Raw genomic sequence first — 25,326 nt, forward strand, 5'->3', positions numbered from 1 at the left:
AATATCCCAAATAGCTCTTTAATTGCCGATAAGAAAACACATACCTTCTAATTCAATTAAGCTATAAAAAGCACATTTAATTTTACAACCGTTAAAAACACTTGATTCAAATCATGGATTTTAATAAGTTACTGATCTAAATTTTTTAAAGATTCATGGCCTCATTTTTTAGAAAAAGATCCTGGAAAAAATGGATCATTCCATTCGTTGTTGTAGTCATTATAATTCCTGCAATTGGAATCAGCGTTGTGTATGCTAACCAGCAGCAGATCGTTCACGAAATGGTCGATTATCTAAACGAAGATTTCAGAGGAAAACTAGAAATTGAAGGCAGTCATATTTCTCCTTTTGCTAACTTCCCTTATGTTTCAATCGATCTGGAACATGTAAAAGTATTTGAAAGCAAAGAAGCAGACAGCCCTTTACTTCTTCACCTGGAAGATACATACATTGGATTTGATATCTGGTCAATGATGGGAGGTGAATACGATATCAAAGCCATCAAATTAGAAGGTGGATTCATCAAATTAGTGCAGCATAAAGATGGGTCTTTTAATATCGCCAATGCACTGACTTCAGCTACTGACAGCATTACCCATGAGGAAGATCATTTGCACCTGGAATTGAATGCGGTGAATCTGAAAAATATCGACCTGATGAAGCTCAATGAGGAAAACAACCTCCTTGCTGAAGCTTTTATAAATGAGGCTGAATCGAGTTTCAAAACAACTAAAGACCATACTTATATAGAATTAGATAGCAAATTTCTGTTTAACCTGATCGCCGATGGGGATACTACGTTTCTTCACGACAAGCACATTGATCTGCATACTACATTAGATCTTGATGCCAAAACGGGTAAACTGGAAATTCTTCCCTCTGAACTCAATATAGAAAAGGCCTTATTTAAAATGGATGGAAGCGTTGATTTTGAAAATGACATGTTTCTCGACCTTAATTTCAAGGGTAATAAGCCTAACTTTAATCTTTTTCTAGCCTTTGCTCCACCTGAAATCATGCCTGCCTTAGAGCGTTATGATAATGGAGGTAGAATTTATTTCGATGCGAGTGTTAAAGGGAAATCGATCAACGGACATAATCCTGCGGTAAATGTCGATTTTGGTTGCGAAGAAGCATTTATAAATAATACAGAAGCTGATAAATCAGTCAATGAATTATATTTTGAAGGGCACTTTACCAATGGTGAAAAACGAGATGCCAGTACAATGGCCCTCAGCATTATTGACTTTTCAGCTAAGCCGGAAGCAGGGAATTTCAGTGGTAAGCTAAATGTCAAAAATTTCGATTCTCCGGATATCGATCTTCAATTGACATCTGATTTTAATCTCGATTTTCTTGCAGAATTTTTAGACATTCAAAACCTGCAGGATGTAAGTGGCAAGATTTCACTTACCATGAATTTTCACGACATCATTGATCTTGAACATCCGGAAAGGAGCATCGAAAAACTCAATGAATCCTATTACACTGTTCTTAAAATTGACAACCTGAACTTTAACAGCAGTAAATATCCATTACCTATCAAAGATGTCAATGTTGACCTTACTATGGATGGTCATGCTGCCAAAGTCAAAAAATTTGAAGGGGAAATAGGTACTTCGGATATTTCTATAACAGCAATGATCTCAGATCTACCGGCAATTTTACATCATACCGACTTACCTGTAGAAGCAATTCTCGATATTAAATCTTCCCGTATAGATCTTACAGAACTGACAAGGATAGAAGGGGACAGTTCTTCGATCCATGAAGTGATCACTGACCTACGTACAAAGTTTAAGTTTAAAAGTTCTGCCAGGGCATTCACAGAGTCTCCTAACCTTCCGGTCGGTGAGTTTTTTATTGAAAAGCTTCATGCTAATCTGCATAATTATCCACATGAGCTACATGATTTTAATGCAGACATTATAGTGGATAATGAAAACTTTCAAATTATCGACTTTACAGGTATGATCGATGAAAGTGATTTTCATTTTAACGGTAAACTTGAAAACTACGACCTCTGGTTTGATGAGGGGCCTGTTGGTTTGACCAAAGTAAACTTTCATCTAAACTCAGATATTTTACAACTTGACGATCTGTTTGCTTACGGTGGCGAAAATCATGTTCCTGAAGATTATCGCCACGAAGAGTTTTCTGATCTGCATATCCAGGGAGTGGCTAAACTGGAATTCAATCATAAACTGGTTTCATCACACATTGCTATTTCAGCATTGGAAACGAACATGAAAGTCCATCACATGCGGTTTGAGAAATTCAGCGGTGATTTTTTTATTGATAGTACCTCAATTAAAGCCAGCAATGTCGGAGGAAAAGTAGGCAACTCAAATTTTAAAATAGACTTTAAGTATGATCTTTCTGAAGACACGTTAAACCACCATCATACATTTAAATTAACTGCTCCGAGATTAGACTTTGATCAGCTGTTTGCATACAATCCTCCACCGGATGATCAGAAAATGACACCCGAGGACCACGAAGCAGGATTCAATATTTTTGAAGTGCCTTTTAGCAATATGGACTTCTCATTTGATATCGGACATTTGAATTACCACCGATATCTTTTGGATGATTTTGTCTTAAAAGGCAGGATGAAAGAAAATCACTACATTTATATTGATACGATGTCATTGAAAGCTGCGGGAGGCAAAGTTGATCTGAATGGTTATTTTAATGGATCAGACCCTAAAGCAATCTATTTCAGCCCTAAAATGCAGGTCAGTAATGTAGATCTTGACAAACTGCTTTTCAAATTTGAAAACTTCGGACAAGATCACCTGGTTTCAGAAAACCTTCATGGAAAGCTTAGTGGTACAATAAATGGAAAAATTCATATGCATGCCGATATGATTCCAATCATTGATGATTCAGAATTACATATGGATTTAAAAGTTGTAAATGGAAGCCTGAATCATTATCCGGCCTTTGATGCATTATCAGATTACTTTGGAGATAAAAATTTGAGTAACGTACGTTTTGATACCCTTCAGAATAAGTTGGACCTAAATAACGGATATTTAAATATTCCATCCATGAATATTAATTCTACAATTGGGTTTTTTGAAATCTCCGGAAAACAAAACATGGATCTGGAAATGGAATATTATCTGCGAATACCATTGCAGGTAGTGACTAAAGCAGGAATGCAAAAGTTATTCGGCAAGAAAAAGAAGCATCGGAAGATCAGGTAGATGAGATTCAATATAGGGATGAAAGCAAAAATGTGCGATTTATTAATATAAAAATCGAAGGTACTCCTGATGAGTTTGATATTTCATTGGGAAAGGATAAAAGCTAAAAGCTGATTTGTATTTCTACCTCAGAAATTTAATAGAATACTTTTATAAATGCGTTAAGTTATAATATTTGAAACTAATACTAAGATCGTTTTGGTTTTGATCTAATTGCTATTAATTTAAATAGTAATTAAGATATTATCTTTCAACTATTATATCATCATGCTGAGGAAACTAGTAATTATTACCATTATTTTCCTTCCTTTAATAACAAATGCCCAGGTGAGTGCAGGATTTCATTATTCAAATCTTCCTTTTGTGGGAATCAATTATGAGATAGGCGATCGCTTCAGACCGGAATTAAGAATCGGAACAGATACCTTTCTCGAGGATGTTTCATTAGAAGGTGTTGTTACTTACGACTTGCTCGATAAAACTGATTATGAATTCTATGCTGGTTTAGGAGCCAGGTCAGAAGATTTCTCAGGATTGGTTATACCATTTGGATTAAATCTGTATCCCCTGGATAATAAAAATTTCGGGTTTCATTTCGAAGTAGCTCCTATTATTGGCGATGTTGATATTATGAGAGGAAGCCTGGGCTTTAGGTATCGGTTTAGAAGTGATGAATAATTAAAAAAGTGGTTGCAAAGTTTTTCAGTAGTTGACTCTTCATAAGGTTTTTTCTAACCAAAGGTCTTTTCAGTAAATTTAAAGATAACAAACTTTAAAAGTTTACATTTTATGCTTAAACGTTTATTTCTATTTTATCCACTTTTAATAAATTATATTTCCTTTTCAATTAATTGTTGAAATGCAAAGGAATAATTCATTGCGAAACCCGGAATGGGATTATAGATCTAGAGGAATTTATTTTATTACAATAATAACCAAAAATAGATCACCATATTTTGGGAATATTGTAAGTGGAATTTTAGAAAAAACCGAAATTGGAAGTCTTGTCCATAATTATTGGCATGAAATACCTCTACATTTCAAAAATATTCAATTAGGACAGTACATAATAATGCCTGATCATCTACATGGTATTATCCATATCAAGAAACAAGTCAATAATAGAATTATAAATTATCTAGATGAAGATTTAAAAAATAGCAAAAATGTACATATGGCTTCAATCTCTCCTAAGCCATCATCATTATCAACAATAATTAGATCTTTCAAATCTGCTGTAACAAAAGATGCAAGAAAAATAGATTTAGAGTTTGCCTGGCAAAGATCTTTTCATGATAAAATAATTCAAAAATCTGAAATTCCATTTTACAACAAATACATGGAAGAAAACCCTGGATACTTTAATGAAACACAGTAAAAGCTGTTTTATCGTTTTATTGATTTGTAGGGGCGTAGCATGCTACGCCCCTACAAATCAATAAAACACGAACCACTAATTCTTACTCAACTATAACCTCTACATTTTTAAGATTTTCCTTGAGCCTTTTAATTTCTTCTTCAGGAATTTGAGTACCAATCAGATAAAGTGCTCTTAATTTTTTTAAGTCAAAAATCGTATCCGGTAAAGTGTTTATATTAGTATCGTTTAATGAAAGTAATTTCAGGTTTTTCATCTGACCAATCTCCTCTGGCACTTCAGCTATATCATTCCCACTTAGATCGAGCATTTGGAGCTGATCTAGTTCAGTTAATTCGATTGGAAAATCCTTAAATTTATTTTCTCCTAAACCAATAACATTAAGATTATGCATCTCTGAAAAACCTTCTGGCAGATCACTCAGTAGATTAAATGGAATATAAAATTCTTCTAATTTTTTTAACTGAGTAAATTCAATTGGTAATTCCTGAATATTATTTTTTTCCAGATCCAGAGTTTTAAGATTTACAAATCTATTTATGTTGGCAGGAATTTTGTCCAGTCCTTTATCAATGATAGCCAGTTTATCAGCGATCATATTATGACTTAGTGCTTCCTCAAATGAAGAATAACTTTTGAACTTCATCGATATATTATCAAATAATTCTTCACCATTGACAGATTGTCCAACAGTCCTTTTTGTTCTTGTTACTCCTTTAGCAATTATTACCAGCTCTTCCAATAAGTGGTAATTTTCAGGTACATCAATTTTTTCCTTTTTTCAGGAGGGTCATGAAGTCCGAAAGTAACCGGAAGGATATTTACTCCCTGTTTTAAATTCTTAATCATTACCGGTGGGACATTTTTCATTTGGGTTAATAGTTCTGCGCCACAATTTGCTCCAATATCATTTATGATTTTTAAATCTGACATCACTCCACGTTTGTTAACATGAAAAAATACATATAGCGTCCCTTCTATTCCCATTCTACGAGCTTGAGCAGGATACCTTACATTAGATCTCAAATAATCCTGGAGTTTTGGCGTGGAGTTAGAACGACCATCCCCATAATCTAACTTAAACGTAACCGGAAAAATTGTCTTAGAAACAACTGGCTCTCCTTTATAATATGCAGGAATCCAATTAGGCGAGTTTTTTATTATTCTAATTACTTCTTCGTCACATCCACCACCTATACCTTTAGCAATTTTAATATTGGTTAACCCTCCGTCTCTCTGAACCACAAACTCAACATATACCCTACCTTGAATACCGAGCCTCCTTGCATCAGAAGGATAATTTAATTCGTCTTTAAGATAATTATACCACGCATCCATTCCACCTGGAAACTTTGCAGATTCCTCGACCAAAGTAAATACCTTTTCTACAGAAATTATGGATACTTTAAAAGACTGAGAGGTATTAATACCATTTTGAGTGGCGGGAATCCATGAATTCAAATTCATCAGGGATTCTTCAATCAACCCCTTTTGCTGAAAAGCCTGGTATGATTTAGTATCATCAATCAAAATATCCCGAACCTGCCCTTTTTCATTGACAGTAAAGTAGACTTCCAGGGTATAGGCTCCTAAACTATCCTTAAAAGTTGGGGCGCTGGTCACCATTTCAATAAAATCAGCATAAAATTCCTGCCAGCTCTCTTTATACTTTACATTGTTTTTACCGGAATCTAATTCGTTAGCATGGATTTCCCTGGTAATTCCCGATTCAGCCAGCTCCTTTTCATCAAAGGTCATTTGACCTAAATCAGTATAACTTTTATTCATCAAAACAGCAAAAGAACTGCTCTCAGGAACAGGGATCTCACTGGTTTCATAACCAATATGGGAAGCCATAAGCTTGTCTCCATACTCATATTCCGTTTGAAAATACCCTAAATGGTTCGTGACGAGAATACTATCACCGTCATTTATATTAATTTCGGCATACCTCACCGGTTGTTTAGTTTCACTATCTAATAGCCGACCTGTAATTGTACGAGATTGAGATATTCCTAAAACAGGGATCAATAAGAGCCCAAGAAAAATAATCCTGATATTCATAGTATTATAAAAATAGTTGAAAGAACAAAACAGGCTTTTTTTTAAGCTCATCACCTGTATTCTAACGTCAAAAAAATATTAAGCGTAAAATTAAAATAATTATTCCTGGAATCAAAAGGTGGCTAAGTCAAATGGTTAAATACCGTTTGTTTGACATATATTATCTCTAATTCAAAAATCAATTATTTATATAGCTTTTGACATCAAAAAATAACACACCCCAATTATGTCTACAACATCAGCCAATTTGTCCGAAACAGCTTTTTAAATACCTAAAACATTGATTTTTAAGCAAATATTTGTTATAACTAAGGTAAACCAAAAAACGAACACTAATTATGGCTAAATGCTTTGCATTATTAGGTTGGAGTTTACCTGTCATCGAAAGTATGCAAAAACTCAACAAACCTTATGTTGTAGTATCGTTTCCGGACTTTGAGCCGTACGCGAAAGAGAATGATATTCCCTTCGTTCCGTATCAATTAGACGAATGGAGTGATTCTTCGAACTCGCTCGATCTGCTCGAAAAACTAAACCAGCATAATGTTGATGTGGCCGTTCCTCTGTTTGAAGAAACTGTAGAATGGGCCGGAGCACTCAACTCCATTTACCGTGGAGACCCAAAGGTATTGAACAGAGCATTTCTATTTAGAAATAAAGCCATGATGAAGCGTAAAGCACTTATCGGTGGCTTAAGAGTAGGGCTCTTTGAAGAAGTATATAATAAAGAAGGTGTAAAAGCTTTCATGAAAAGACTCAACGAGGCAAACCTACAAATTGAAGGAGAAGAAGATAGCTGGGTACATATAAAACCATTCGCCAGTGCAGGAACTGTCGGGCACAGGTTATTGAGATCAATGAGTGATATTGATGAAAAATGTGAGGATGAGGATTTTCCTTGCCTGGCTGAAAGTCACTTACAGGGTAGAGAATTTTCTTGTGAGGCTTTTGTACACGGTGGAAAGATCAGATTCCTGAATATCACTGAATATGTTAAGTTAGGATATTCAAACTTTATTCCTGAAGGCAATTATCTGCATAGCAAGAGAGATATGATCATGAAAGAAATGCAGAAAATGGTCGATCTTTTTGGTATCGAATATGGTATGGTACACCCTGAATGGTTCCTTACTGAAAACGATGAAATGAGTTTTGGTGAGGTTGCCTGTAGAATACCAGGCGGACATATCCTGGAACTTTGTGGTAAGGCTTATGATTTTGATGCACTTGGCGCATTCGTATTATGTCATGATCCGGATCTTTCAGAGGAAGAATTAAATGAAATTTTACCTCCGATCGATGCGAGACCTGAAAACTTCTATGGTAACGTAATGATCTATCCTCATAAAAATCAGATTTCGAAACTGGAGATCCCAGAGGAATTAAAAGAGGAACCTTATTTCCTTGACCACAACCTGGTACCACCAATGACTACCCAGAAAATCAGTGACAGGGATGGTTTTGGTAACCACTTTGGTACAGTCAATTTCAAGGGAGAAGACCCGGATAGAATGACGGAATTACTACTGCATTATGAAAATGTAGATTTCTATCATTAATTATTACCCCCTGTTTTTTAATTAAGAAAAATTAGATTAAATCAGTATATAGAATTTCAATAAAGCCTTTCATTTAATTTGAAAGGTTTTATTGTTACTTAAAATTTGTGAAGAAGGAAGATAATGGACGAACAACTGATTACTAAAAACCAGCATCATAAAATTAATGAGCTTTTTACTGAGTTTAGTGAGGCCACCAGCCTTACCAGGCCGGATAAAGCCAATAAGCTTATGGGACAGATCGATATGATGATCGACACCAGGAATGGGATCGAGTACATCTATGAAATGATCGACGACCTGACCCAGGCAGGATTATTCCTGGATTCTCCGTGGTCTGATCCTTCGAAGCTGGTTGCTACATTGGTTAATGGAACATTGAAAAGTGGGCATCCTAATTCGACGATAGAAATCCTTAGCGAATTACGACTATTAGCTATCGCGAAAGGTAAGATCAAGAATGCCACAGTAAACAGAGATGAAGCCGAAAACTATATCCAGGAAGTAATTGTTTCTAACCTGGAATTTGTTTTCAACGAACCGCTGGAAGAAACCAGGTTAGTGATGAGTGATCATGAATTATTGAAAGTTCATTCATTCTTCCAGTTTGTTTCCGAAGAGATCCATCTTGATGGCGTGAAGCTAAAACTGGCTGAAGAACTCACTTTAATATGTGAACAACGTCCCGTGGTGACCGAAAAGCAACGGAAAATCATCGAATTGATCAATGAAAAGATCGATCTGGATCCCGAAAAGCCGGAAGATGCCAAGTTATACAAGTTTCAAAGTTCGATTTACGCCCCGACAAAAAACAGTAAGGGAAAATCTATCGAGGAATATAATGAATTCCTAAATGGGCTCAATGAAGAAGAACTAAAAGAAGAATCAAAGGAAATGGGCCGGTCTATGAATGAATTCGGACTGGTAAGCAGGCATCATGCAGTTTTACTTTTACATATTCTTGCTAATGTTCAATATAATTTAGTTCCTCCTTGCCTGGGATTAAATGCCGTTGGTAAGGCTAAGTGGAATGAATATGCTAAGACTTTATCCGGAATTATCATGCAGACTGTTCATCCATATAATACCCAGTGTATATATGGATTGGCTAAAATGCTTGAAAAAGGAATTATTTCCCGTGAAGCGGTGAGGTCTGGTTTATTTAATCTGGCTACGATCAAGATACACCCAAAAGTTGAGGAACGAATTATAAAGTCAACACGTTCACCCCACGACGAAGTTACCGCAAGGCAATATCTAATAGGGGCATTATTCCGTATTTTAGGACAACCACTTGGTGTCGGACAGGGAAACAACCCGACATGTCAAAGTGCCCGGGGTATCAGTATGTGGAGTGAGCACGCACCGGCAAAACTGATCAATATGATTCAGACAGCCGCTGTGCACAACGATCTTATGTTCCGGTTTGAAGGACAGGAAATCAAGGCTTCACTTACCGGAAAAGGATTGGTACAGAAACTAGACCACAACCTCGATGCTGTTTCTGTTACACTTGTTCCAATGTTGGATAAAATATATAATGAAATGATGCTCAGGGCCTCCGGTCGTGGAGAAGATCCCCACAAATGGGTAAACCCGGCATTATATGGCCAATGGATTCAGATAGGATTTGCTTCAGCATATGATTACCTGACCAATGCTATCGTAGATTTCGATGGATTTGTCCGGGTATTTTATTCGATGTGTCATCCGGAATTCAACGGTGGTCACAAATTGATTTATCCAAATCCCGTAGGTATATTTATCACATCCTCAAAAGGTGAAATGCTTGGTTTCCATGCGGTTTCCCTTTTAAGGGTAGCTAAAGACCCAAATGATGTAATGCGGGCATACTTTCTTAATCCAAATAACGAGGGAAGGCAAGACTGGGGACAGGAAATAAAACCTTCTGTTTATGGAAATGGTGAATTACACGGTGAGTCATCGCTTCCGATACATGAGTTTGCTGCACGTACCTATGCATTTCACTTTAATAGTCTGGAAGTGCATAGTAGAATGGAGCTGATCCCATCCGCTGAGGTTAGAAAAGTTAAACAGCTGGCTCAGGAAAGCTGGGGTCAGGCTTATAATTGGTTAGACACTAAAAAACAATGGTGAAAAAGGTTAAACACTCTTCAAGAATACATTTAAAACAATCTGCATATAAAGCAAATTTAAATTTTATACGAAAGAAAATAGGAGATCACGCTGTTTTCTCCTCAGTTGTCAAAGCCAATGCTTATGGCCATGGGATCGAAGCATTTGTGCCGATGGCTGAGAGATGTGGCGTCAGGCACTTTTCTGTTGCCTCTTCATTCGAGGCAGAGGAAGTATTAAGCGTTTGCAAAAAAGACAGTCATATAATGATCATGGGTATCATCTATGAAGAAGATATTCCATGGGCTGTGGAGCATGATATCGAATTCTTTGTATACAACTACGATCGTTTGCCAGTCGCACTAGAAGCTGCAAAAAAGGTTGGTAAACCAGCTAAAGTACACATTGAAGTCGAAACAGGTGCTAACCGAACGGGAATGCCATCGAAAGAATTCCCGAAGTCTTTGAGATACCTCAAAAAGCACTCTGAGCATCTGATTTTTGAAGGGCTGTGCACTCACTTTGGTGGAGCAGAAAGCTTCTCAAATCAGTTTAAGCTCGACATGCAGCACAAACGCTATAAGGAATTTCTTAAAGTTTGCAAAAAGGAAAAGATCGAGCCTAATGTAAGGCATATTGCCTGTTCAGCGGCAGCTCTGGCGATGCCCGAAACTGTTTATGATATGGTGAGAGTCGGAGTAGCCCAATACGGTTTCTGGCCGAGCCCGGATATTTATTATCACCACCTTCAGGAAGTAAATAAAACTTCAGACTCTGCTCTGAAAAGGATATTTTCCTGGAAAACTGACATCATGGACATTCGCGATGTAAAAGAAGGTGAATTTATCGGATATGGCACCGCTTACCAGGCGACACATAAAATGACGATTGCTGTAATGCCGTTAGGATATTCTAATGGATATCCAAGAGCCTTGTCAAACCGCGGTCAGGTCTTGATTCATGGTAAAAAAGCTCCTATTGTTGGTCTGATCAACATGAACTTATTTATGGTTGATATTTCTCATATTCCCAATGTAAAAGTGGGTGATGAGGTAGTATTAATCGGAAGACAAAAAAATAACGTGATCAACGTATCAAGTTTTACAAATACCACTCAGTTGCTCAATAATGAAATGCTGAGTAGACTGCCGGCAGCAATACCACGGACCGTGGTAAAGTGATTACCTGGCTAACCAATAAAGGCTGAGATCAAATCTCAGCCTTTGATTATTTCCAGACATTTACATGTTCAATATCTTCATTAAGAATATTAGCCGACAAAGAATTGATCCTGGCTTTTAATAATAATTTTCGCCCTTCTGGATTACGTGTATAGATCAATCGACTTTTGCTAACATACTTACTCCATTGATAAAAAAATATTTGGGCCTCGTTCTTTCTTCTCCCAAGTTCTTCCGGCACATTATGATAATCTATTTGCTCATAAAGTCCCTTAAACATTCCTTTTCTAATTATCAGGTACCGCGGATTATCAACTTTACTTAATATTTCCTGAATAGAATTTATAAAAGCTGAACTTTCGAAGGCAGTTCCTCCTTCGATATGGCAATAAACACCCCCGTATTCATCTTTACTCGTTTTTACTTTAATTGCATCGAGTTTAGTTTTTATTATCCCGGTTATACTCATTGCATTTAGGAGTGCAATACCTATTCGATCAATATCTTTTTCTATATCTCTATATTTCAGATACAATAGCAAGGCATTTATAGATCGAGTACCAAAAAGCACTATCCCAAGGCCAATAAAAATAGTACCTCCCCAAATTAAGACCTCTTTATTAGGCACTTTATTAAATAAGCGCGCAAATAAATTGAGCGAAAATTCCAAATAGGCTAATACCGAAGCGCCAAGAGTACCAGTGAAATTTCGCAATGTATTTCTGAAATAAAGAGTCCTGTCTTTTTTATAATTTCTATCATCCGGATAAGGTACTTTTATCTCTTCCACCATCTGAGTGCCGTTTTTTAATGAGGCATTCCATTTAGCCTTTAATGCTTCCCTGCTTCCCGCCTGGTCAAAAGAATTAATATTGTATTTTTCTACTTCTTTGATATTTGTAATCGTCTCCGGAAAATCCAACCGATCAAAACCATTCATTATTTTGCCCGCTTTATCAAAAGAAACTCCAACGAAACTTCGAAACCTTCTCTTCATGAGGTCAATATCATTTCCCCCATCCTTAACTGTAGGATCAACACATGCTAAATGCCAGATATTACTAGCCTTTTCCGGATTACTTTTATAAGTTCTTATTGCACGTCCTCTCATTTGGTTTGACAACACAAACGAACCGACAAAACTCGCAAGTATCAACGAGTTTATAGCAGGCGCATCCCATCCTTCACCAAGTAAAGATTTTGTTCCAACCAAAATATTTACCTTTCCTTCTTCAAAAAGCCTGGTAATAATCGTTACAAGACGATGTTTAACTCCGTCTGATAAATGAAGTTCCAGATAATCCAGATCATATGACAATTGCTTAAAAGAAAGCTCTTCAATATTATAACCTAATGCTATTTCAACTAACCTCTTTTTTGCCGAGGCAGGTATAATTACTAACGATCCTGTGAGTACACCTAACTTTTTATTTTTATCTTTCTCCCTTCTTAAAACCTCAAACACAGGTATTACTCCGATTTTATTTATCTCTAAGTTATTTTCAGTAGAATCTGCTAAAAACTCTTTCCTGATGTAATCACATAAAATTACCTGTCTTAAATCGTGTTTTAAGTTTTCAAATTCAAAGTCAGCAATTGTTTTTATCCCTTCCAATTTACTGATGCTCGAAGAAAGAGATTTTTTTATATCATCATTATCCTTGAAACTGATTGAACTGTGTTCCAGGGCACCACACTTTCTAAGTTTTTTTTCAACAGATTTTTGATGTTGTGCGTGTAGCGTGAAAAATTCTCTGTTTTTAAAAAGGTAATTTTCAAGTAGTACTTTTAACCAATACTCATCAAGCATAGGAATATGATATTCCTTATTACCGACAATACTTAAGTGGTTTTGAGATACTTCTCTTTGATTACTATACAGAAAAATCAGAGCAGATGAATAAAATTCGATATTAGAGTATATCCATTCGTAATGAAGCTCTGGTTCTTTCCACCAATAGCTACTTTCCAAAATTTCAATAAGAACAATATCATTTTTAAGATCCTGGTAAACAGATTTAATATTGTTTCTAATCTTCTCAATTTTATTGCGCTCTTCTAACTTAGGGATAGTGGCCAGGACATAATCCTGATGTGGACATAAATCTCCGGCTTCAATGAGTTCAGGGACGAAAATCTCTGCATCAACCGGACCATTGAGCTCCAGATACCGTTGCCATTCACTATAAGAAACATCGTAAGGAGGAGTTGCAGTCAGACCTACCACAACAGGTTTTATATGTTTTTTCAACTCCATTAATGATTTCCACCATTCATTTTTAAGATGGTGAGCCTCATCAACCACAAAAGTAGCAACTCCTTTATCCTCTAATTTCAAAATAAGGTTATTAGCCTCCTCTTTATCCCTGCATACTGAATGAACACTTTGATAAGTGGCAACTGTAAGAAATTGTGGATTGCGAATATCAGTGGATATCCAGTCTGGTACATTTTTCACCTGAATAAATAATTCACAAAAACGTGTAATCCATTGATTTCTAATCGCAATTGTCGGAGCAAGAATTAATGTTGGTTTATTCAACCTGAGCATTACTTCAAGGCCTAAAACTGTCTTTCCCGAGCCTGGGGGTGCTACGATATGTAGGTGATCGTCATTAAGATGTTGCTCCAACTGCTCTAAAACCCGGTTTTGGTAATTTCTCCAGGGATATTTAAATTTTATACCTATTGGGAATTTAAATGATTTATGAAGTAATTCTTTTTGATTGATAGCTTTTTCCATAGAATCGAAAAAATGAGCGATAGCACATTTAATTAAAAAGTTCCTGGCAAGGTAATTACCAGTTTTCATTAAATAAAAAAATTATTACTTTCGTGTTATCATTTTTTAATATCAACTTTTTTCAACTATGAATAATGATAACATCACCCTTGATGATAATTTAGTAAACAGTAAGCGAGAAGTAGCCAATCTTTCAGATTCAGATATCTTTAAAAAGATCTGGACCAAACCAAGAATGGTTTTAGAATTCATCGATAAAAAAGAATACGACAAATGGCTTTTTCCTATACTTATAATTTTAGGAATTAATACCACCCTGGGTAATTTTATCGATAATGATTTTGGAGGAATATTCATTAATCCTGCCGTTTCTATAATCTTTGGAGTAGTAATAGGAGCTTTACTGGGATGGATATCTTATTACATATTTGCTGCAATTTTAAAAATCTCGGGATCATGGCTTGGCGGTGATGCAACAACCTACGAGCTGCTTAGAATAACAACATATGCTGTAATTCCAACTTTGATCACAGCTATAATTTCTTTAGCAATTCAAGCCTTATCTTTATTTGAGTGGGGAGAATTTTTAGTCAATTATACGCAGCTTATTATATTTTTAGCATCCGTATTTGTAATTATTGCTTTGGTATTACTTATTTGGTCGATTGTTAATATTATCGTAGGAATTTCGGTTACTCAAAATTTTTCTATAGGCAGATCAATTGCTAACTTTTTTCTGGCCATTACGATCATACTAATACCTATCGCCTTAATTATTTACTATATGGTTTGGACAAAAGTCCGATATCTATAAAATCGTAAAAAACACTCACACTAAAAATAGAGGGATTCTGATCATTCAGAATCCTTTTTCTTTTTCTTCGACCTGTAATACTTAATAACCACTGGTGCAATTAGTAGCAATACCAGGCCGGGTAGAATATATCCCAGGTAATCTTGTATTGAAGGAAATTGTCCTCCAAGGAAATAGCCAAGCAATACTAATGCAACAATATATATTGTCACTCCGATAATAACATATAGAAAAAAGTATTTTGTTCTGATTTTACCTGCCCCACTAAGTAAAGGATTCATCGTCCTGATTACAGGAACAAAACGTCCTAAAATTAAAGCCATCGCTCCCTTATCCTGATAAAATTCCTCAGCTTTTCTCAAATACCGCTTTTTAAAATACCAGCGGTCATTCATTTTATATAATCTAGGACCTAGCTTTCTGCCAATCAGATATCCTGTCATATCTCCGAGACAGGCACTGACTATTAAGATGGGGATTATCCAGTACACGCTTATATCAAAGACGCCGGTCGAAGCAAGAACTCCCGTGGTAAATATCAGGGTCTCACCTCCCGGAACAACTAAGCCGATTAGAAATCCCGTTTCGACGTATGTCAGAGCAATTACGATAGCAAGTCCCCCCATTGAATTAGTTCTTCATTATTTAATATATCCGGCATAGATAGTATCTGATTTAAGAGCTAAATTTATTATATTTATATAGTTCACAATTGAACCAGAATAACTGTTACTGCTTTGATTTATAAAATCTCCGAGGCGATATAAATCACAAAACAAATTGTTTACCATAGCATTATTATCGGTTTTTGGTATCTGAATTATAGTAAACTGCCATATATATCAGATATAATCAAGTTTCAAAACTTTAAAAACAATTCTTTCGGGGAGTACGAATTAGAATTTGATCTAATATCAAAAATTAAATCAATCTATTATGGGAAAAGAAAACGACGACCTAAAAAAATATAAGGAAAAACGAAATACTAATAAATCCGGGGAACCTGAAGGTAAAAAATCGAAATCAAATAAAAATCGATTCTCCTTTCAAAAGCACGATGCACAAAATTTGCACTATGATTTTCGCCTTGAATGCGATGGGGTATTAAAGTCCTGGGCAATCCCCAAAGGACCATCAACCGATACGAGTGAAAAAAGACTGGCTATCCGCACAGAAGATCACCCGGTGGATTATATTCATTTTGAAGGAAAAATCCCGGAAGATGAATACGGAGCCGGGCCTGTACTTTTATGGGACAAAGGAACTTATAAAAACATCACAGAAAAAGATGATGAGATAAAAGACCTGAAAAAAGCAATTGACGATGGCCATTTTTTAGTTGACCTTGACGGTGAAAAAATAAAAGGAGGATATGCCTTTACCAGAACTGATAAAGACGAAGGTCAATGGCTTATGGTCAAAATGGATGACGACAAAGCAGATGCCCGGAGAAATCCGACAAGTACTGAACCCGAATCTGTGAAATCAGGTAAAAAAATTGAAGATATTGACAACTAATAAATGGATCTCTCAGAAGAACAAAAAGAAAAAGTAAAAAAGAAGGAGCAACCGGTTTGGATGGAGCCTTCTCTTGCTAAACTAACCGATGATTATTTTTCAGACCCGGACTGGATTTATGAGCGAAAGCTTGATGGTGTACGATGCCTGGTTTTTAAAAACGGTAAAGAAGTAAAACTTTTATCCCGCAATAAAAAAAGTCAGAATGAAATTTATCCTGAAATAGTTAAGGCAGTCAAAAAAATTAATTCTGATTTTATTGCAGATGGAGAAATAGTGACTTTCAAAAACGATATTTCAAGTTTTTCAGAGCTACAAGCACGGATAAATAATAGAAACCCTTCCAAAGAACTGATCAACAAAGTACCTGTTTTTTATTACCTCTTCGACCTGATGTATATCGATGATACTGATATTACAGAATTAGATCTCAGAACCCGGAAGAAGATTTTATCAAAAGAAATCCCATTTAGTGACCCTATACGTTATTGTAGCCACATCAACGAAAATGGGGAGAAATACCTGGAAAAAGCATGTAACAAAGGCTGGGAAGGAATCATTGCAAAAAATGCGACCAAACCATATTTACATAGTCGAACGAGTAACTGGCTAAAGTTTAAATGCGACAAACGACAGGAATTTGTCATTGGCGGGTATACGGATCCGGAAGGAGAAAGAGTCGGTTTTGGCGCTCTTCTTATCGGATTCTATGAAAATGGCAAACTGAAATACGCCGGGAAGGTAGGGACTGGATACAGTGATAAGCAGCTTGAAGAAATGGAAAATAAAATGAGTAAAAAGCAACGTAAAACCTCTCCTTTTGACGAAGAAATCAAAGATAATGGCATTCATTTCATCACACCTGAAATGGTGGCTGAGATTGGCTTTACTGAATGGACTAATGACAATAAACTTAGACATCCAAGATTTATCGGATTGAGAAAAGATAAAGATCCTAAAAACGTTAAAAAAGAAACCCCTGCATGAAGATTTCCGGACATAACATAGATATCAGTAATACGGATAAAGTTTTTTTCGATAAAGAAAATTTCACTAAAGGAGATGTTATCGAATATTACCGGGATATCTCAGATTTCATCCTGCCCCATTTAGAAGATCGACCATTAATGCTTCAGCGATTTCCCGATGGCATTGATGGTGACGGTTTCTACCAAAAAGAAGCATCTGATTACTTCCCTGAATGGATAAAAACCAAATCTTTAAAAAAAGAAGACGGAAAAGTAAATCATGTGATCTGTAACGATAAAGCAACGCTCATTTACCTGGCCAACCAGGGAACGATTACATTCCACGGCTGGCTAAGTAAAGTCGATAAGATAAAATATCCGGATAAACTGGTAATCGACCTTGACCCTCCCTCTTCTGATTTTGAAATTGTGAGAAAGGCTGCTTTCTTAATTAAAGATACCTTGGAGGAAATGGATGTTACTTCATTTCTAACTACTACCGGATCTTCAGGAGCTCATGTCGTAATTATGCTTGACGGTAAATGTGATTTTGATCAGAGCAGGGATTTCGGCAAAAATCTTGGAGATTTTTTATCAGCAAAATACTCAGATGTATTTACAACAGCAGCAAGAAAAGAAAAACGAAATGGCAAATTATATTTTGACATTCAAAGAAACGCCTATGCCCAAACTGCTGTAGTACCTTATAGTATCAGACCTATAGAAAATGCTCCCATCGCCACTCCTCTTGACTGGGAAGAATTGAAAGACAAAAGCATCAACGCACGCAGTTATGATCTGAAAAATATCAAACGCCGTCTTTCTCAAAAGGAAGATCCCTGGAAAGGGGCGCGAAGAAGTGCATATGGAATTAATTCTCTCGCTGAAAGATTAAAAAAACTAAAAGGACAATAAAATGAAATACATTGTTGATACTGAAGAAAGTAAGATATACTGGGAAGGGCGAAATGAAAAAATGACTAATAAAGGCCAGGTCGATTTTCAATCCGGAGAAATAATTATTAATGATAAAGGTGAAATCGAAGACGCTTTAATCTCAATCGACCTAACCACTATTAAAGCTACCAGCGATAATCTTGATGATGAGAACAAGCAGAAATTGATCAATCATCTCAATTCCCCTGATTTTTTCTATACTGAAAACTATAAAATAATCAGTTTCAAAATGAACGAAGCCAGTATAGACCATGGATCAGGATTTATTAAAGGAATAATAACCTTGAAGGAAGCCAATTTTGATGTAATCATTCCCTGCAGAACATTTAAAGAAAATAATTCATTTGTTGCTGAGGGAGAATTTGAGCTATCGGAAATATCCCAACCAATGCATAATTATCTCGGAGAGGACTATGAAGAAGATACGCCCGGCACTAAAATAATGTATCATTTAAAAGCCAAATCGTAAACAAACAATTAGGATTAAATATTTTCGGTCGAGACTTATGTATCGAAATAACATTTTATTGAGCTTTATTAAAATGCTGTTATAATTTTCAACTATACCTGATCAATAAAAATAATTTCTAATAGAAGTTGAAATACCTCTATATAATCAAACGATTTTAATAAATTGCGCCCTCAACTATGTAATTCAATTCACTATTACACATAATATATTTTTAAAACTATGAATTTAGCTAAATTATTTACTTTGTTTTTTGCCGTATTATTTGTTTTTGCTTCATGTTCAGAAGAAGAAGTAAAGCCAGACAACAATACTAACGAAGAAGAGGAACAACAAGAAGAAGTGGTTGAAACTTCATTAATTGATGGTAAATGGACTATTTCTGATTATACGAGTGATATAACTCATTATAATAGTGGCACGGTTTCCAGAACCCTGACCGAAGATTTCACATCTGGAAATTTCACTTTAACTTTTGACGATGCCACAGAAACCATTAGTCACTCAGGGTATTTCGCAGTTAATCAGACTGAAAATGAAACAGACTCTACTGTCTATCATATGTTATTCCCTGAATTTGAAGGAACTTTTCAAGTAGATGGTGAAGATCTTATACTGGAAGATAATACTTTAACAATCGTTGAATTATCTGAAACAAAATTAGTTTTACATCAAATTAGAGAAAGTGCTTTTGGAGTATTATCTAATAAAATAGATGAGACTTATACTTTTTCTAAATAATAGAAATATCTATAATCAAATATTTTGAGGGAGGAGGTTACTCCTCCTTTAATTTTTTAACTAAACAAATCAATCGCCACCCATCAATAAAGCCAGGTTCGTTTTAATTTTTATTAAATAAATATTGCCCACCCTCTTAATAAATAATAATTTAAGATATAAAGCAACAAAATAAAGAGCAATAATGGGAGGATTTGGCTCAATGGACGCTGCCAACAAGTCCATGAAAAATAACAGGAGTTTATTAAAAAAGAACAGTACCTGGGATAAAATCAAGAACTATAATTCAGCTTTAAAAAATAAACAAAGCAAATTCGCCGATAAAAAAGCGAGCTCCGCACAACTATCAGAAATCAGAGAACGATCGATAAAAGAAAATAAAAGGCAGATCATCAAGACAGTAATTAAATTGATATTGGTAGGAACTGCCATAGTTGTGGCATGGTGGCTTATGACTGAAAACACGATTATGAATCACAATTTTTAAGGTTAATTAGGAAATTCAGATTTTTTAACTTTATTTAGAATAATTCTTAATAAGAGTTTTGATTATCAACTATTTTTTATGATCTGTACAAAACACATCAAAGTTTTCTGCACGATTTTCGTATCGTTTTTAGCATTTAATTCCTATTCTCAGTTTGGAATTACAGGAGGACTTACCCTGAGTAACACGATGGTTCGCTCAGAAGCAATTAATTCGCGTACGATGGTCGGGGGTATGTTTGGAATATCCTACGAATATAATTTCACCAATAATGAAAGGATTTCCTTTACAAATGAAATGATATGGTCTTCGAGGAATTATAAAATTCAATCCGAAGCATTTGGAGAACGAATTATCCTGGATCGCTACCTGACTTTTCCAGTATTGGTAAACTATAGACTAAAAGAAGATATCACAGCTAGTGGTGGTTTTGAAATTGGAGCCCCCTTATTTACAACTTTTATGGAGGATGAGTATAAGGATGGATGGTTTGCATTTTTGGTCCAACTGCATTTTTTCAAAGATGAAACAGTAAGTCCGTATATCAGGTCAAGTATTAGTCCACTCCCCAGACTAACCTACAGGCAGGTAGATCAATACGGGAACTTATCTGAAGAAATCGGTGAGTTCAGAAATATTTATTTTGTAATAGGATGTAAAATCAAGTTCAAAAAATGAAAAAATTAAGCTTAATATATCTATCCCTATTTATTCTTATTTTTTACGGATGTGAAGAACCTGTCTTTATATTCGATCCATCTAAGCCGTCGCTTCCAATATATACCGAAAAAGGATACAATGTAGCTGGGGCGGAAGTTAATGAAGAGTATTGGAATTCATCTTTAGGAGGTGGCAGTTTATTTAAACGTCCTGACACAGTTCAAATCATAAGAGATGTTGGCAAGGGCAAACTAGTACTCATAGTACCAGGAACTATCACAAAGCAAAATGATGAAATTAACGAAAGGAAATTTCTTACTTTGATTATTAACACAGATCAAATACAATCATTTGCTGATTTACCTAACTTAAACAACACCAGTTTCCAGCTTGATAATAGTTCTGCATATGGACTTGTATCAGACCCGTTTTATTATGGTAGCAGATATGCAAATCTCGAAGTTCAATCTTCATCAGGGAAATTAAACTTTCTCAACGCAAGATATGAAAGGGAAACATCTAGTGTAATAATATCAGGTACTTTTGGTTTTGATTATGTAGATTATAATGGAAATGATAATTCAGTTTATTACGGAAGATTTGATTTCAAAATATATGAGAGCATGTTCAAAACCTTATGAGGGCTAATAAATATCAGGATATAGTTACTATCGATGATGTTGTAAATGAACTTAACGATATCATTCAGGAGTGTATATCTAATTCTGATCCAAGAGGATATTTTGCTGTTTTATACAAAAAGGTTACAGTAAAAGTTAAAGAAGGCATTGAAAACAATTATTTTGACGATGGAGCAAGAATGGAAAAGCTCGATGTCATCTTTGCACTTCGATATATCGATGCCTATAATAATGCTAATAAGAATCTAGTTGTTAGTCGTTCCTGGAATGAAAGTTTTTCTATGGCTAAAAAAGATGAGATAACCGTACTGCAGCATATCTTATCAGGAATTAATGCACATATAAATCTCGATTTAGGCATTGCTGCCTATGAAGTTAACAAGGGAGTAAATATCCATGAGTTAAAAAATGATTTTGATCGGATCAATCAAATCTTATCTTCAATGGTTCATGAAGTTCAGTACAACCTTACAACCATATGGCCTCCATTAAAATTCTTACTTCAAAAGACAGGGAAGATAGATGATTTGCTAGTGGATTTCAGTATGAAATTAGCCCGTGATGGAGCCTGGGAATTTTCAGTTATTTTGGCTGAAAATGAAGAAACAGAAATTCAAAACCTAATAACGGAACGAGACAAAAAAGTATCAAGTAAAATTCACTTGATATCCCCCTCCGGATTTACTCTCAAATTTATTTTTAGCCTGATAAGTATCTTTGAAAAAGGATCAGTCGCAGATAAGATAAATCTGTTAAAAAAAGAGTTGTAAATTTAGGTATAACACCTTCCAAATATATTTAATACCATTCAATAATCATTTCGTTGATTTCGTTTTCAACTATTAATAAATTTCTTCTACCAGAGAATAAATTAATACAAATTTAATTGAAGCAATAAATCGAAATTTATTCTACTAGTTAAAAAGTATTCCTCATCCCTGGTTTAAATGGCCAGACTGTTAAAGAAACTTATAATTATAAAAGTAGAATAAAATTACCTCTATAATTTTCTACAAATGAGATTAAAAAAAATAGCAGGGTATAGAATAAATGATATTATAGAAGATTCACTTGCCTGGGTAGTGGTATTAGCAATGTTCATTTACGGTGGTGCAAAATATTGGCAATTCAGTGAAAATGCTGATATTCTTCAAACTCCTGTTGGGGACCTAACCGGAATGGAGTTAATGTGGACATTTTATAGTTACTCCACCACCTTTGCCGTACTGCTCGGAATATTTGAAATAACAGGCGGAATTCTAATACTTTTTAAACCTACCAGATTAATTGGATGCTTTTTCACTTCCACCATTTTAGTCAACATAATTATTCAGGATATCTTCTTTGAAGTGAATAGAGGAGCTTTAAAAGCAGCCATATTATATCAGATGATAATACTCTATATTTTCTGGAACAATCGTAAGAATATTTACGAGGCAGTATCAAAATTATTACTACCAGCGAATTTTAAATTAAATAAAAATCGAATTATACGATTTTCTATCGTGTTCTTATTTTTTATAATTTTTAGAGTAATGGAATTCTATTTGACAACCAAATAAGTTATTATTGAAACTGAATTTTTATTTTTGATATTTTTTTTAGGCATAAGACTTATTTTTTTGAATGTCGGATACTTTAGAGTTTTTACTTTTTGGCTTTCTAATACTGGTTTTTATTGCATTGCCGGTCATATTACTCTTTAGTATGGTTTTTAGCGTCATCAGGTCAACGCTTATTTATTTTTTCCCAACATTAGTTAATTTCTTCCTGATTGTTTATAAACTACCAGTACACAGGAAAAAAATCCTTGAGAAATATTTTAAGTACTACAATGACTTACCAGATGAAAAACTAAAAGAAGAATTCAGAAAAAGAGTTCAACGATTTATAGCACTAAAGCAATTCATTCCCAGAGGTGGTTTAACTGAAGTAAGTGAGGAAATGAAAGTATTAATAGCAGCTTCGGCCATTCAGATTACTTTTGGATATCCATCGGTTTACTTTAAACATTTCTCACGAATATTGATTTATCCCGACAATTATTATTCTACGATTACAGGTAAATACCATAAAGGTGAAGTCAATTTACGAGGATTAATCGTGCTATCCTGGAAAAACTTTGTTGAAGGATACATGGATCACACTGATGGCATTAACCTGGGAATTCATGAAATGTCTCATGCATTAAAATTTGAGAATAAGATTGTTAATAAAGAATACAATTACATTCCGGAATCGGCAATAAGAAGATTTAAATACATTGCATTACGCGAAATGGCATTATTAAAGAAGATCGACTCACACCTGTTCCGCGGCTATGCATCTACAAATTACCATGAGTTTTTTGCTGTTTCGATTGAAAACTTTTTTGAGAAGCCGTTAGAATTATTTGAGTTTGACAGAGATTTATACTTTGCAGTTGCACAACTTCTAAACCAGGATATTCTTAACAGTAAATACCGAATAAACTAAAACTAATCTATGATTTAACTATTTTTAGAACACGTTAAATTATAAGAAGAAAAACATCTTACGAATAAAATTTCTCTTTCAAAACATCAACCATTGCAATATAACTTTGATATATTGCGCGCTGGTTAATAAAGAGCTCAACCAAAATTTTTAAAAAGTAACTAATTTTTTATCCAAACAATAATAACTATGAATTTTTCAAAATTATTATCAGTATTTTTTCTTTCATTAATTATTTTTTCATCTTGTTCAGACGATGAAAATACTCCTAGCGTAGACACAACATTACTTCCTGGAGATTACACAGTATCAGGTTATACTGAAGAAACTTCAGTTTCAGCAATGGGTGTTTCGCAAAAGACCACTGAAACTTATGTTGATGGAACTATGACAGTTTCTTTTACTGCTGAGCCAAATGCAGTGACTCATAACGGTAGTTTTAACACAGAGATTATTATCCCTGGTTTTGATCCGCAAAGCAGTTCTGTTAGCTATATCTCGGAATTTGATGGAGATTATACAGTAAGTGGAAATAAAATCACTTTCGGAAGCGCGGACGCAGCAATGGAGTACCAGATCGTAGAGTTAACAGAGACAACTCTTAGAATCAAATACCAAATCAAAGAGACTCAAGAGATCCAAGGTTTCGAAACAACTACTGAAATCGTTAGAGAAATCACTCTTGCATCTAATGATAATCTTTAAGATTTGATTTAGTTCTATTGACTGGATTACCAGTCAATGAAAAATAAAATTAAAAAGGCTCAATTTGATTGAGCCTTTTTTTATATTTCAAAAATGATCACAATAAAATCATATCAATCTCCATTCGGTGAAATTATCCTGGGCTCCTACAAAGAACAATTATGCTTATGTGACTGGAAATACAGAAAAATGAGGACCTCTATTGATTCTCGAATTAAAAAATCATTAAAATCTGAATTTCAACCGGGTGATTCTCAAACTATAAATACCGCAACCCTTCAATTAGATGAGTATTTCCAAAATAAAAGAGTGTCTTTTGATCTCCCTTTAAAAATGATTGGTACCGATTTTCAAATTGATATTTGGAAAAAATTAATGGAGATTCCCTATGGAGAAACAATTTCTTATTTAGAGTTAGCTGAAAAAGCCAAAAATCCCAAAGCAATCCGTGCGATTGCATCTGCCAATGGAGCCAATTCAATTGCCCTGATTATTCCCTGTCACAGAATTATTGGCTCGGACGGTAGCATGGTTGGATATGCTGGTGGCTTAAAAGTAAAAAAAGAGCTTTTAAAGCTGGAGGGAGTCAATTTTGATCATCAGATGTCATTGTTTTAAAAACCAAAACATGTCACTATTATAATCTTTCTAATATTT

At 34.9% G+C, this 25,326-nt stretch carries 24 protein-coding genes; 20 read left to right on the forward strand and 4 right to left on the reverse strand.

Translation table 11 applies throughout. The features are described from left to right. Nucleotides 1–155 precede the first annotated feature (155 nt). The 3 genes from DCC35_RS18515 (at nt 156) to DCC35_RS18525 (ending at nt 4,590) form a co-directional block, all read left to right on the forward strand. On the forward strand, nt 156–3,212 hold the full coding sequence (locus tag DCC35_RS18515; RefSeq protein ID WP_137092204.1) for an AsmA family protein: 3,057 nt from the start codon (nt 156–158) through the stop codon (nt 3,210–3,212). Nucleotides 3,213–3,479: 267 nt separating this feature from the next. After that, complete coding sequence (locus DCC35_RS18520; RefSeq protein WP_137092205.1) at nt 3,480–3,890, forward strand: hypothetical protein; 411 nt, start codon at nt 3,480–3,482, stop codon at nt 3,888–3,890. A 181-nt stretch (nt 3,891–4,071) separates the two neighbouring features. Beyond that, on the forward strand, nt 4,072–4,590 hold the full coding sequence (locus tag DCC35_RS18525; RefSeq protein WP_137092206.1) for a transposase: 519 nt from the start codon (nt 4,072–4,074) through the stop codon (nt 4,588–4,590). 82 nt (nt 4,591–4,672) lie between these two features. On the opposite strand, the gene DCC35_RS18530 is transcribed toward DCC35_RS18525, so the two are convergent. Then, the gene (locus DCC35_RS18530) at nt 4,673–5,332 is read right to left on the reverse strand and encodes a leucine-rich repeat domain-containing protein (RefSeq protein WP_137092207.1); all 660 of its coding nucleotides are present in this window, start codon (nt 5,330–5,332) and stop codon (nt 4,673–4,675) included. Then, nucleotides 5,317–6,654, reverse strand: a complete 1,338-nt coding sequence (locus DCC35_RS18535) for a TonB family protein (RefSeq protein ID WP_175402869.1) — start codon at nt 6,652–6,654, stop codon at nt 5,317–5,319. Before DCC35_RS18535 ends, DCC35_RS18530 begins: the two co-directional genes overlap by 16 nt. A 338-nt stretch (nt 6,655–6,992) precedes the next feature. On the opposite strand from DCC35_RS18535, the gene DCC35_RS18540 reads away from it, so the two are divergent. The 3 genes from DCC35_RS18540 (at nt 6,993) to alr (ending at nt 11,491) form a co-directional block, all read left to right on the forward strand. Next, the gene (locus DCC35_RS18540; RefSeq protein WP_137092209.1) at nt 6,993–8,213 is read left to right on the forward strand and encodes an ATP-grasp domain-containing protein; all 1,221 of its coding nucleotides are present in this window, start codon (nt 6,993–6,995) and stop codon (nt 8,211–8,213) included. A 123-nt stretch (nt 8,214–8,336) separates the two neighbouring features. Next, entirely contained in the window at nt 8,337–10,331 is a 1,995-nt protein-coding gene (locus DCC35_RS18545; RefSeq protein ID WP_137092210.1) for a hypothetical protein, read from the forward strand. Then, the gene (gene alr / locus DCC35_RS18550; RefSeq protein ID WP_137092211.1) at nt 10,325–11,491 is read left to right on the forward strand and encodes an alanine racemase; all 1,167 of its coding nucleotides are present in this window, start codon (nt 10,325–10,327) and stop codon (nt 11,489–11,491) included. The genes DCC35_RS18545 and alr overlap by 7 nt, the downstream gene beginning before the upstream one ends. A 46-nt stretch (nt 11,492–11,537) precedes the next feature. Here the strand turns inward: alr and DCC35_RS18555 are convergent, their stop codons facing one another. Further along, nucleotides 11,538–14,303, reverse strand: a complete 2,766-nt coding sequence (locus DCC35_RS18555; RefSeq protein ID WP_217495888.1) for a DEAD/DEAH box helicase family protein — start codon at nt 14,301–14,303, stop codon at nt 11,538–11,540. A 58-nt stretch (nt 14,304–14,361) separates the two neighbouring features. Here DCC35_RS18555 and DCC35_RS18560 point away from each other — a divergent pair, with 58 nt between their 5' ends. After that, on the forward strand, nt 14,362–15,048 hold the full coding sequence (locus DCC35_RS18560) for a Yip1 family protein (protein ID WP_137092212.1): 687 nt from the start codon (nt 14,362–14,364) through the stop codon (nt 15,046–15,048). A 41-nt stretch (nt 15,049–15,089) separates the two neighbouring features. On the opposite strand, the gene DCC35_RS18565 is transcribed toward DCC35_RS18560, so the two are convergent. Then, complete coding sequence (locus DCC35_RS18565) at nt 15,090–15,674, reverse strand: DedA family protein (protein WP_137092213.1); 585 nt, start codon at nt 15,672–15,674, stop codon at nt 15,090–15,092. 310 nt (nt 15,675–15,984) lie between these two features. Between DCC35_RS18565 and DCC35_RS18570 the strand changes: the two genes are divergently transcribed. From DCC35_RS18570 to DCC35_RS18630, 13 genes are all read left to right on the forward strand, one after another. Continuing rightward, nucleotides 15,985–16,566 carry a DNA polymerase ligase N-terminal domain-containing protein gene (locus DCC35_RS18570; RefSeq protein ID WP_137092214.1) on the forward strand — a complete coding sequence of 194 codons (582 nt, stop codon included), beginning with the start codon at nt 15,985–15,987 and terminating at the stop codon, nt 16,564–16,566. A 3-nt stretch (nt 16,567–16,569) separates the two neighbouring features. After that, nucleotides 16,570–17,553 (forward strand): non-homologous end-joining DNA ligase, encoded by a 984-nt coding sequence (gene ligD / locus DCC35_RS18575; RefSeq protein WP_137092215.1) that lies wholly within the window; start codon nt 16,570–16,572, stop codon nt 17,551–17,553. After that, complete coding sequence (ligD, locus tag DCC35_RS18580; RefSeq protein ID WP_137092216.1) at nt 17,550–18,449, forward strand: non-homologous end-joining DNA ligase; 900 nt, start codon at nt 17,550–17,552, stop codon at nt 18,447–18,449. The genes ligD (DCC35_RS18575) and ligD (DCC35_RS18580) overlap by 4 nt, the downstream gene beginning before the upstream one ends. A 1-nt stretch (nt 18,450) precedes the next feature. Next, nucleotides 18,451–18,960, forward strand: coding sequence for a YceI family protein (locus DCC35_RS18585; RefSeq protein WP_137092217.1), 510 nt, complete (start codon nt 18,451–18,453; stop codon nt 18,958–18,960). A gap of 222 nt (nt 18,961–19,182) precedes the next feature. Further along, nucleotides 19,183–19,701: a hypothetical protein gene (locus DCC35_RS18590; protein ID WP_137092218.1), complete on the forward strand. Its 519-nt coding sequence runs from the start codon at nt 19,183–19,185 to the stop codon at nt 19,699–19,701. A gap of 184 nt (nt 19,702–19,885) precedes the next feature. Then, on the forward strand, nt 19,886–20,188 hold the full coding sequence (locus tag DCC35_RS18595; RefSeq protein WP_137092219.1) for a hypothetical protein: 303 nt from the start codon (nt 19,886–19,888) through the stop codon (nt 20,186–20,188). 78 nt (nt 20,189–20,266) lie between these two features. Beyond that, on the forward strand, nt 20,267–20,866 hold the full coding sequence (locus DCC35_RS18600; RefSeq protein ID WP_137092220.1) for an outer membrane beta-barrel protein: 600 nt from the start codon (nt 20,267–20,269) through the stop codon (nt 20,864–20,866). Next, entirely contained in the window at nt 20,863–21,489 is a 627-nt protein-coding gene (locus tag DCC35_RS18605; RefSeq protein WP_137092221.1) for a hypothetical protein, read from the forward strand. Before DCC35_RS18600 ends, DCC35_RS18605 begins: the two co-directional genes overlap by 4 nt. Continuing rightward, nucleotides 21,486–22,259, forward strand: a complete 774-nt coding sequence (locus DCC35_RS18610) for a DUF5995 family protein (protein WP_137092222.1) — start codon at nt 21,486–21,488, stop codon at nt 22,257–22,259. The genes DCC35_RS18605 and DCC35_RS18610 overlap by 4 nt, the downstream gene beginning before the upstream one ends. A 246-nt stretch (nt 22,260–22,505) precedes the next feature. Next, nucleotides 22,506–23,051, forward strand: a complete 546-nt coding sequence (locus tag DCC35_RS18615; RefSeq protein WP_137092223.1) for a hypothetical protein — start codon at nt 22,506–22,508, stop codon at nt 23,049–23,051. A 64-nt stretch (nt 23,052–23,115) separates the two neighbouring features. Further along, the gene (locus tag DCC35_RS18620) at nt 23,116–23,964 is read left to right on the forward strand and encodes a zinc-dependent peptidase (protein WP_246070084.1); all 849 of its coding nucleotides are present in this window, start codon (nt 23,116–23,118) and stop codon (nt 23,962–23,964) included. Between the two features lie 189 nt (nt 23,965–24,153). Continuing rightward, nucleotides 24,154–24,669 carry a hypothetical protein gene (locus DCC35_RS18625; protein WP_137092224.1) on the forward strand — a complete coding sequence of 172 codons (516 nt, stop codon included), beginning with the start codon at nt 24,154–24,156 and terminating at the stop codon, nt 24,667–24,669. A gap of 93 nt (nt 24,670–24,762) precedes the next feature. Continuing rightward, nucleotides 24,763–25,287 carry a methylated-DNA--[protein]-cysteine S-methyltransferase gene (locus tag DCC35_RS18630; RefSeq protein ID WP_217495889.1) on the forward strand — a complete coding sequence of 175 codons (525 nt, stop codon included), beginning with the start codon at nt 24,763–24,765 and terminating at the stop codon, nt 25,285–25,287. The last annotated feature ends 39 nt before the right edge of the window (nt 25,288–25,326 follow it).

The organism is Mangrovivirga cuniculi (assembly GCF_005166025.1).
GTDB classification, from domain to species: Bacteria; Bacteroidota; Bacteroidia; order Cytophagales; family Cyclobacteriaceae; genus Mangrovivirga; species Mangrovivirga cuniculi.

Bases quoted from the DNA above. Each gene is read 5' to 3' on its own strand.
- DCC35_RS18535 (WP_175402869.1), bottom strand. From the start codon at position 6,654: ATGAATATCAGGATTATTTTTCTTGGGCTCTTATTGATCCCTGTTTTA.
- DCC35_RS18630 (WP_217495889.1), top strand. From the start codon at position 24,763: ATGATCACAATAAAATCATATCAATCTCCATTCGGTGAAATTATCCTG.
- DCC35_RS18545 (WP_137092210.1), top strand. From the start codon at position 8,337: ATGGACGAACAACTGATTACTAAAAACCAGCATCATAAAATTAATGAG.
- DCC35_RS18540 (WP_137092209.1), top strand. From the start codon at position 6,993: ATGGCTAAATGCTTTGCATTATTAGGTTGGAGTTTACCTGTCATCGAA.
- DCC35_RS18565 (WP_137092213.1), bottom strand. From the start codon at position 15,674: ATGGGGGGACTTGCTATCGTAATTGCTCTGACATACGTCGAAACGGGA.
- alr (WP_137092211.1), top strand. From the start codon at position 10,325: ATGGTGAAAAAGGTTAAACACTCTTCAAGAATACATTTAAAACAATCT.
- DCC35_RS18610 (WP_137092222.1), top strand. From the start codon at position 21,486: ATGAGGGCTAATAAATATCAGGATATAGTTACTATCGATGATGTTGTA.
- ligD (WP_137092215.1), top strand. From the start codon at position 16,570: ATGGATCTCTCAGAAGAACAAAAAGAAAAAGTAAAAAAGAAGGAGCAA.
- DCC35_RS18620 (WP_246070084.1), top strand. From the start codon at position 23,116: ATGTCGGATACTTTAGAGTTTTTACTTTTTGGCTTTCTAATACTGGTT.
- DCC35_RS18555 (WP_217495888.1), bottom strand. From the start codon at position 14,303: ATGAAAACTGGTAATTACCTTGCCAGGAACTTTTTAATTAAATGTGCT.
- DCC35_RS18560 (WP_137092212.1), top strand. From the start codon at position 14,362: ATGAATAATGATAACATCACCCTTGATGATAATTTAGTAAACAGTAAG.
- DCC35_RS18520 (WP_137092205.1), top strand. From the start codon at position 3,480: ATGCTGAGGAAACTAGTAATTATTACCATTATTTTCCTTCCTTTAATA.
- DCC35_RS18600 (WP_137092220.1), top strand. From the start codon at position 20,267: ATGATCTGTACAAAACACATCAAAGTTTTCTGCACGATTTTCGTATCG.
- DCC35_RS18525 (WP_137092206.1), top strand. From the start codon at position 4,072: ATGCAAAGGAATAATTCATTGCGAAACCCGGAATGGGATTATAGATCT.
- DCC35_RS18615 (WP_137092223.1), top strand. From the start codon at position 22,506: ATGAGATTAAAAAAAATAGCAGGGTATAGAATAAATGATATTATAGAA.
- DCC35_RS18570 (WP_137092214.1), top strand. From the start codon at position 15,985: ATGGGAAAAGAAAACGACGACCTAAAAAAATATAAGGAAAAACGAAAT.
- DCC35_RS18595 (WP_137092219.1), top strand. From the start codon at position 19,886: ATGGGAGGATTTGGCTCAATGGACGCTGCCAACAAGTCCATGAAAAAT.
- ligD (WP_137092216.1), top strand. From the start codon at position 17,550: ATGAAGATTTCCGGACATAACATAGATATCAGTAATACGGATAAAGTT.
- DCC35_RS18625 (WP_137092224.1), top strand. From the start codon at position 24,154: ATGAATTTTTCAAAATTATTATCAGTATTTTTTCTTTCATTAATTATT.
- DCC35_RS18585 (WP_137092217.1), top strand. From the start codon at position 18,451: ATGAAATACATTGTTGATACTGAAGAAAGTAAGATATACTGGGAAGGG.
- DCC35_RS18605 (WP_137092221.1), top strand. From the start codon at position 20,863: ATGAAAAAATTAAGCTTAATATATCTATCCCTATTTATTCTTATTTTT.
- DCC35_RS18590 (WP_137092218.1), top strand. From the start codon at position 19,183: ATGAATTTAGCTAAATTATTTACTTTGTTTTTTGCCGTATTATTTGTT.
- DCC35_RS18515 (WP_137092204.1), top strand. From the start codon at position 156: ATGGCCTCATTTTTTAGAAAAAGATCCTGGAAAAAATGGATCATTCCA.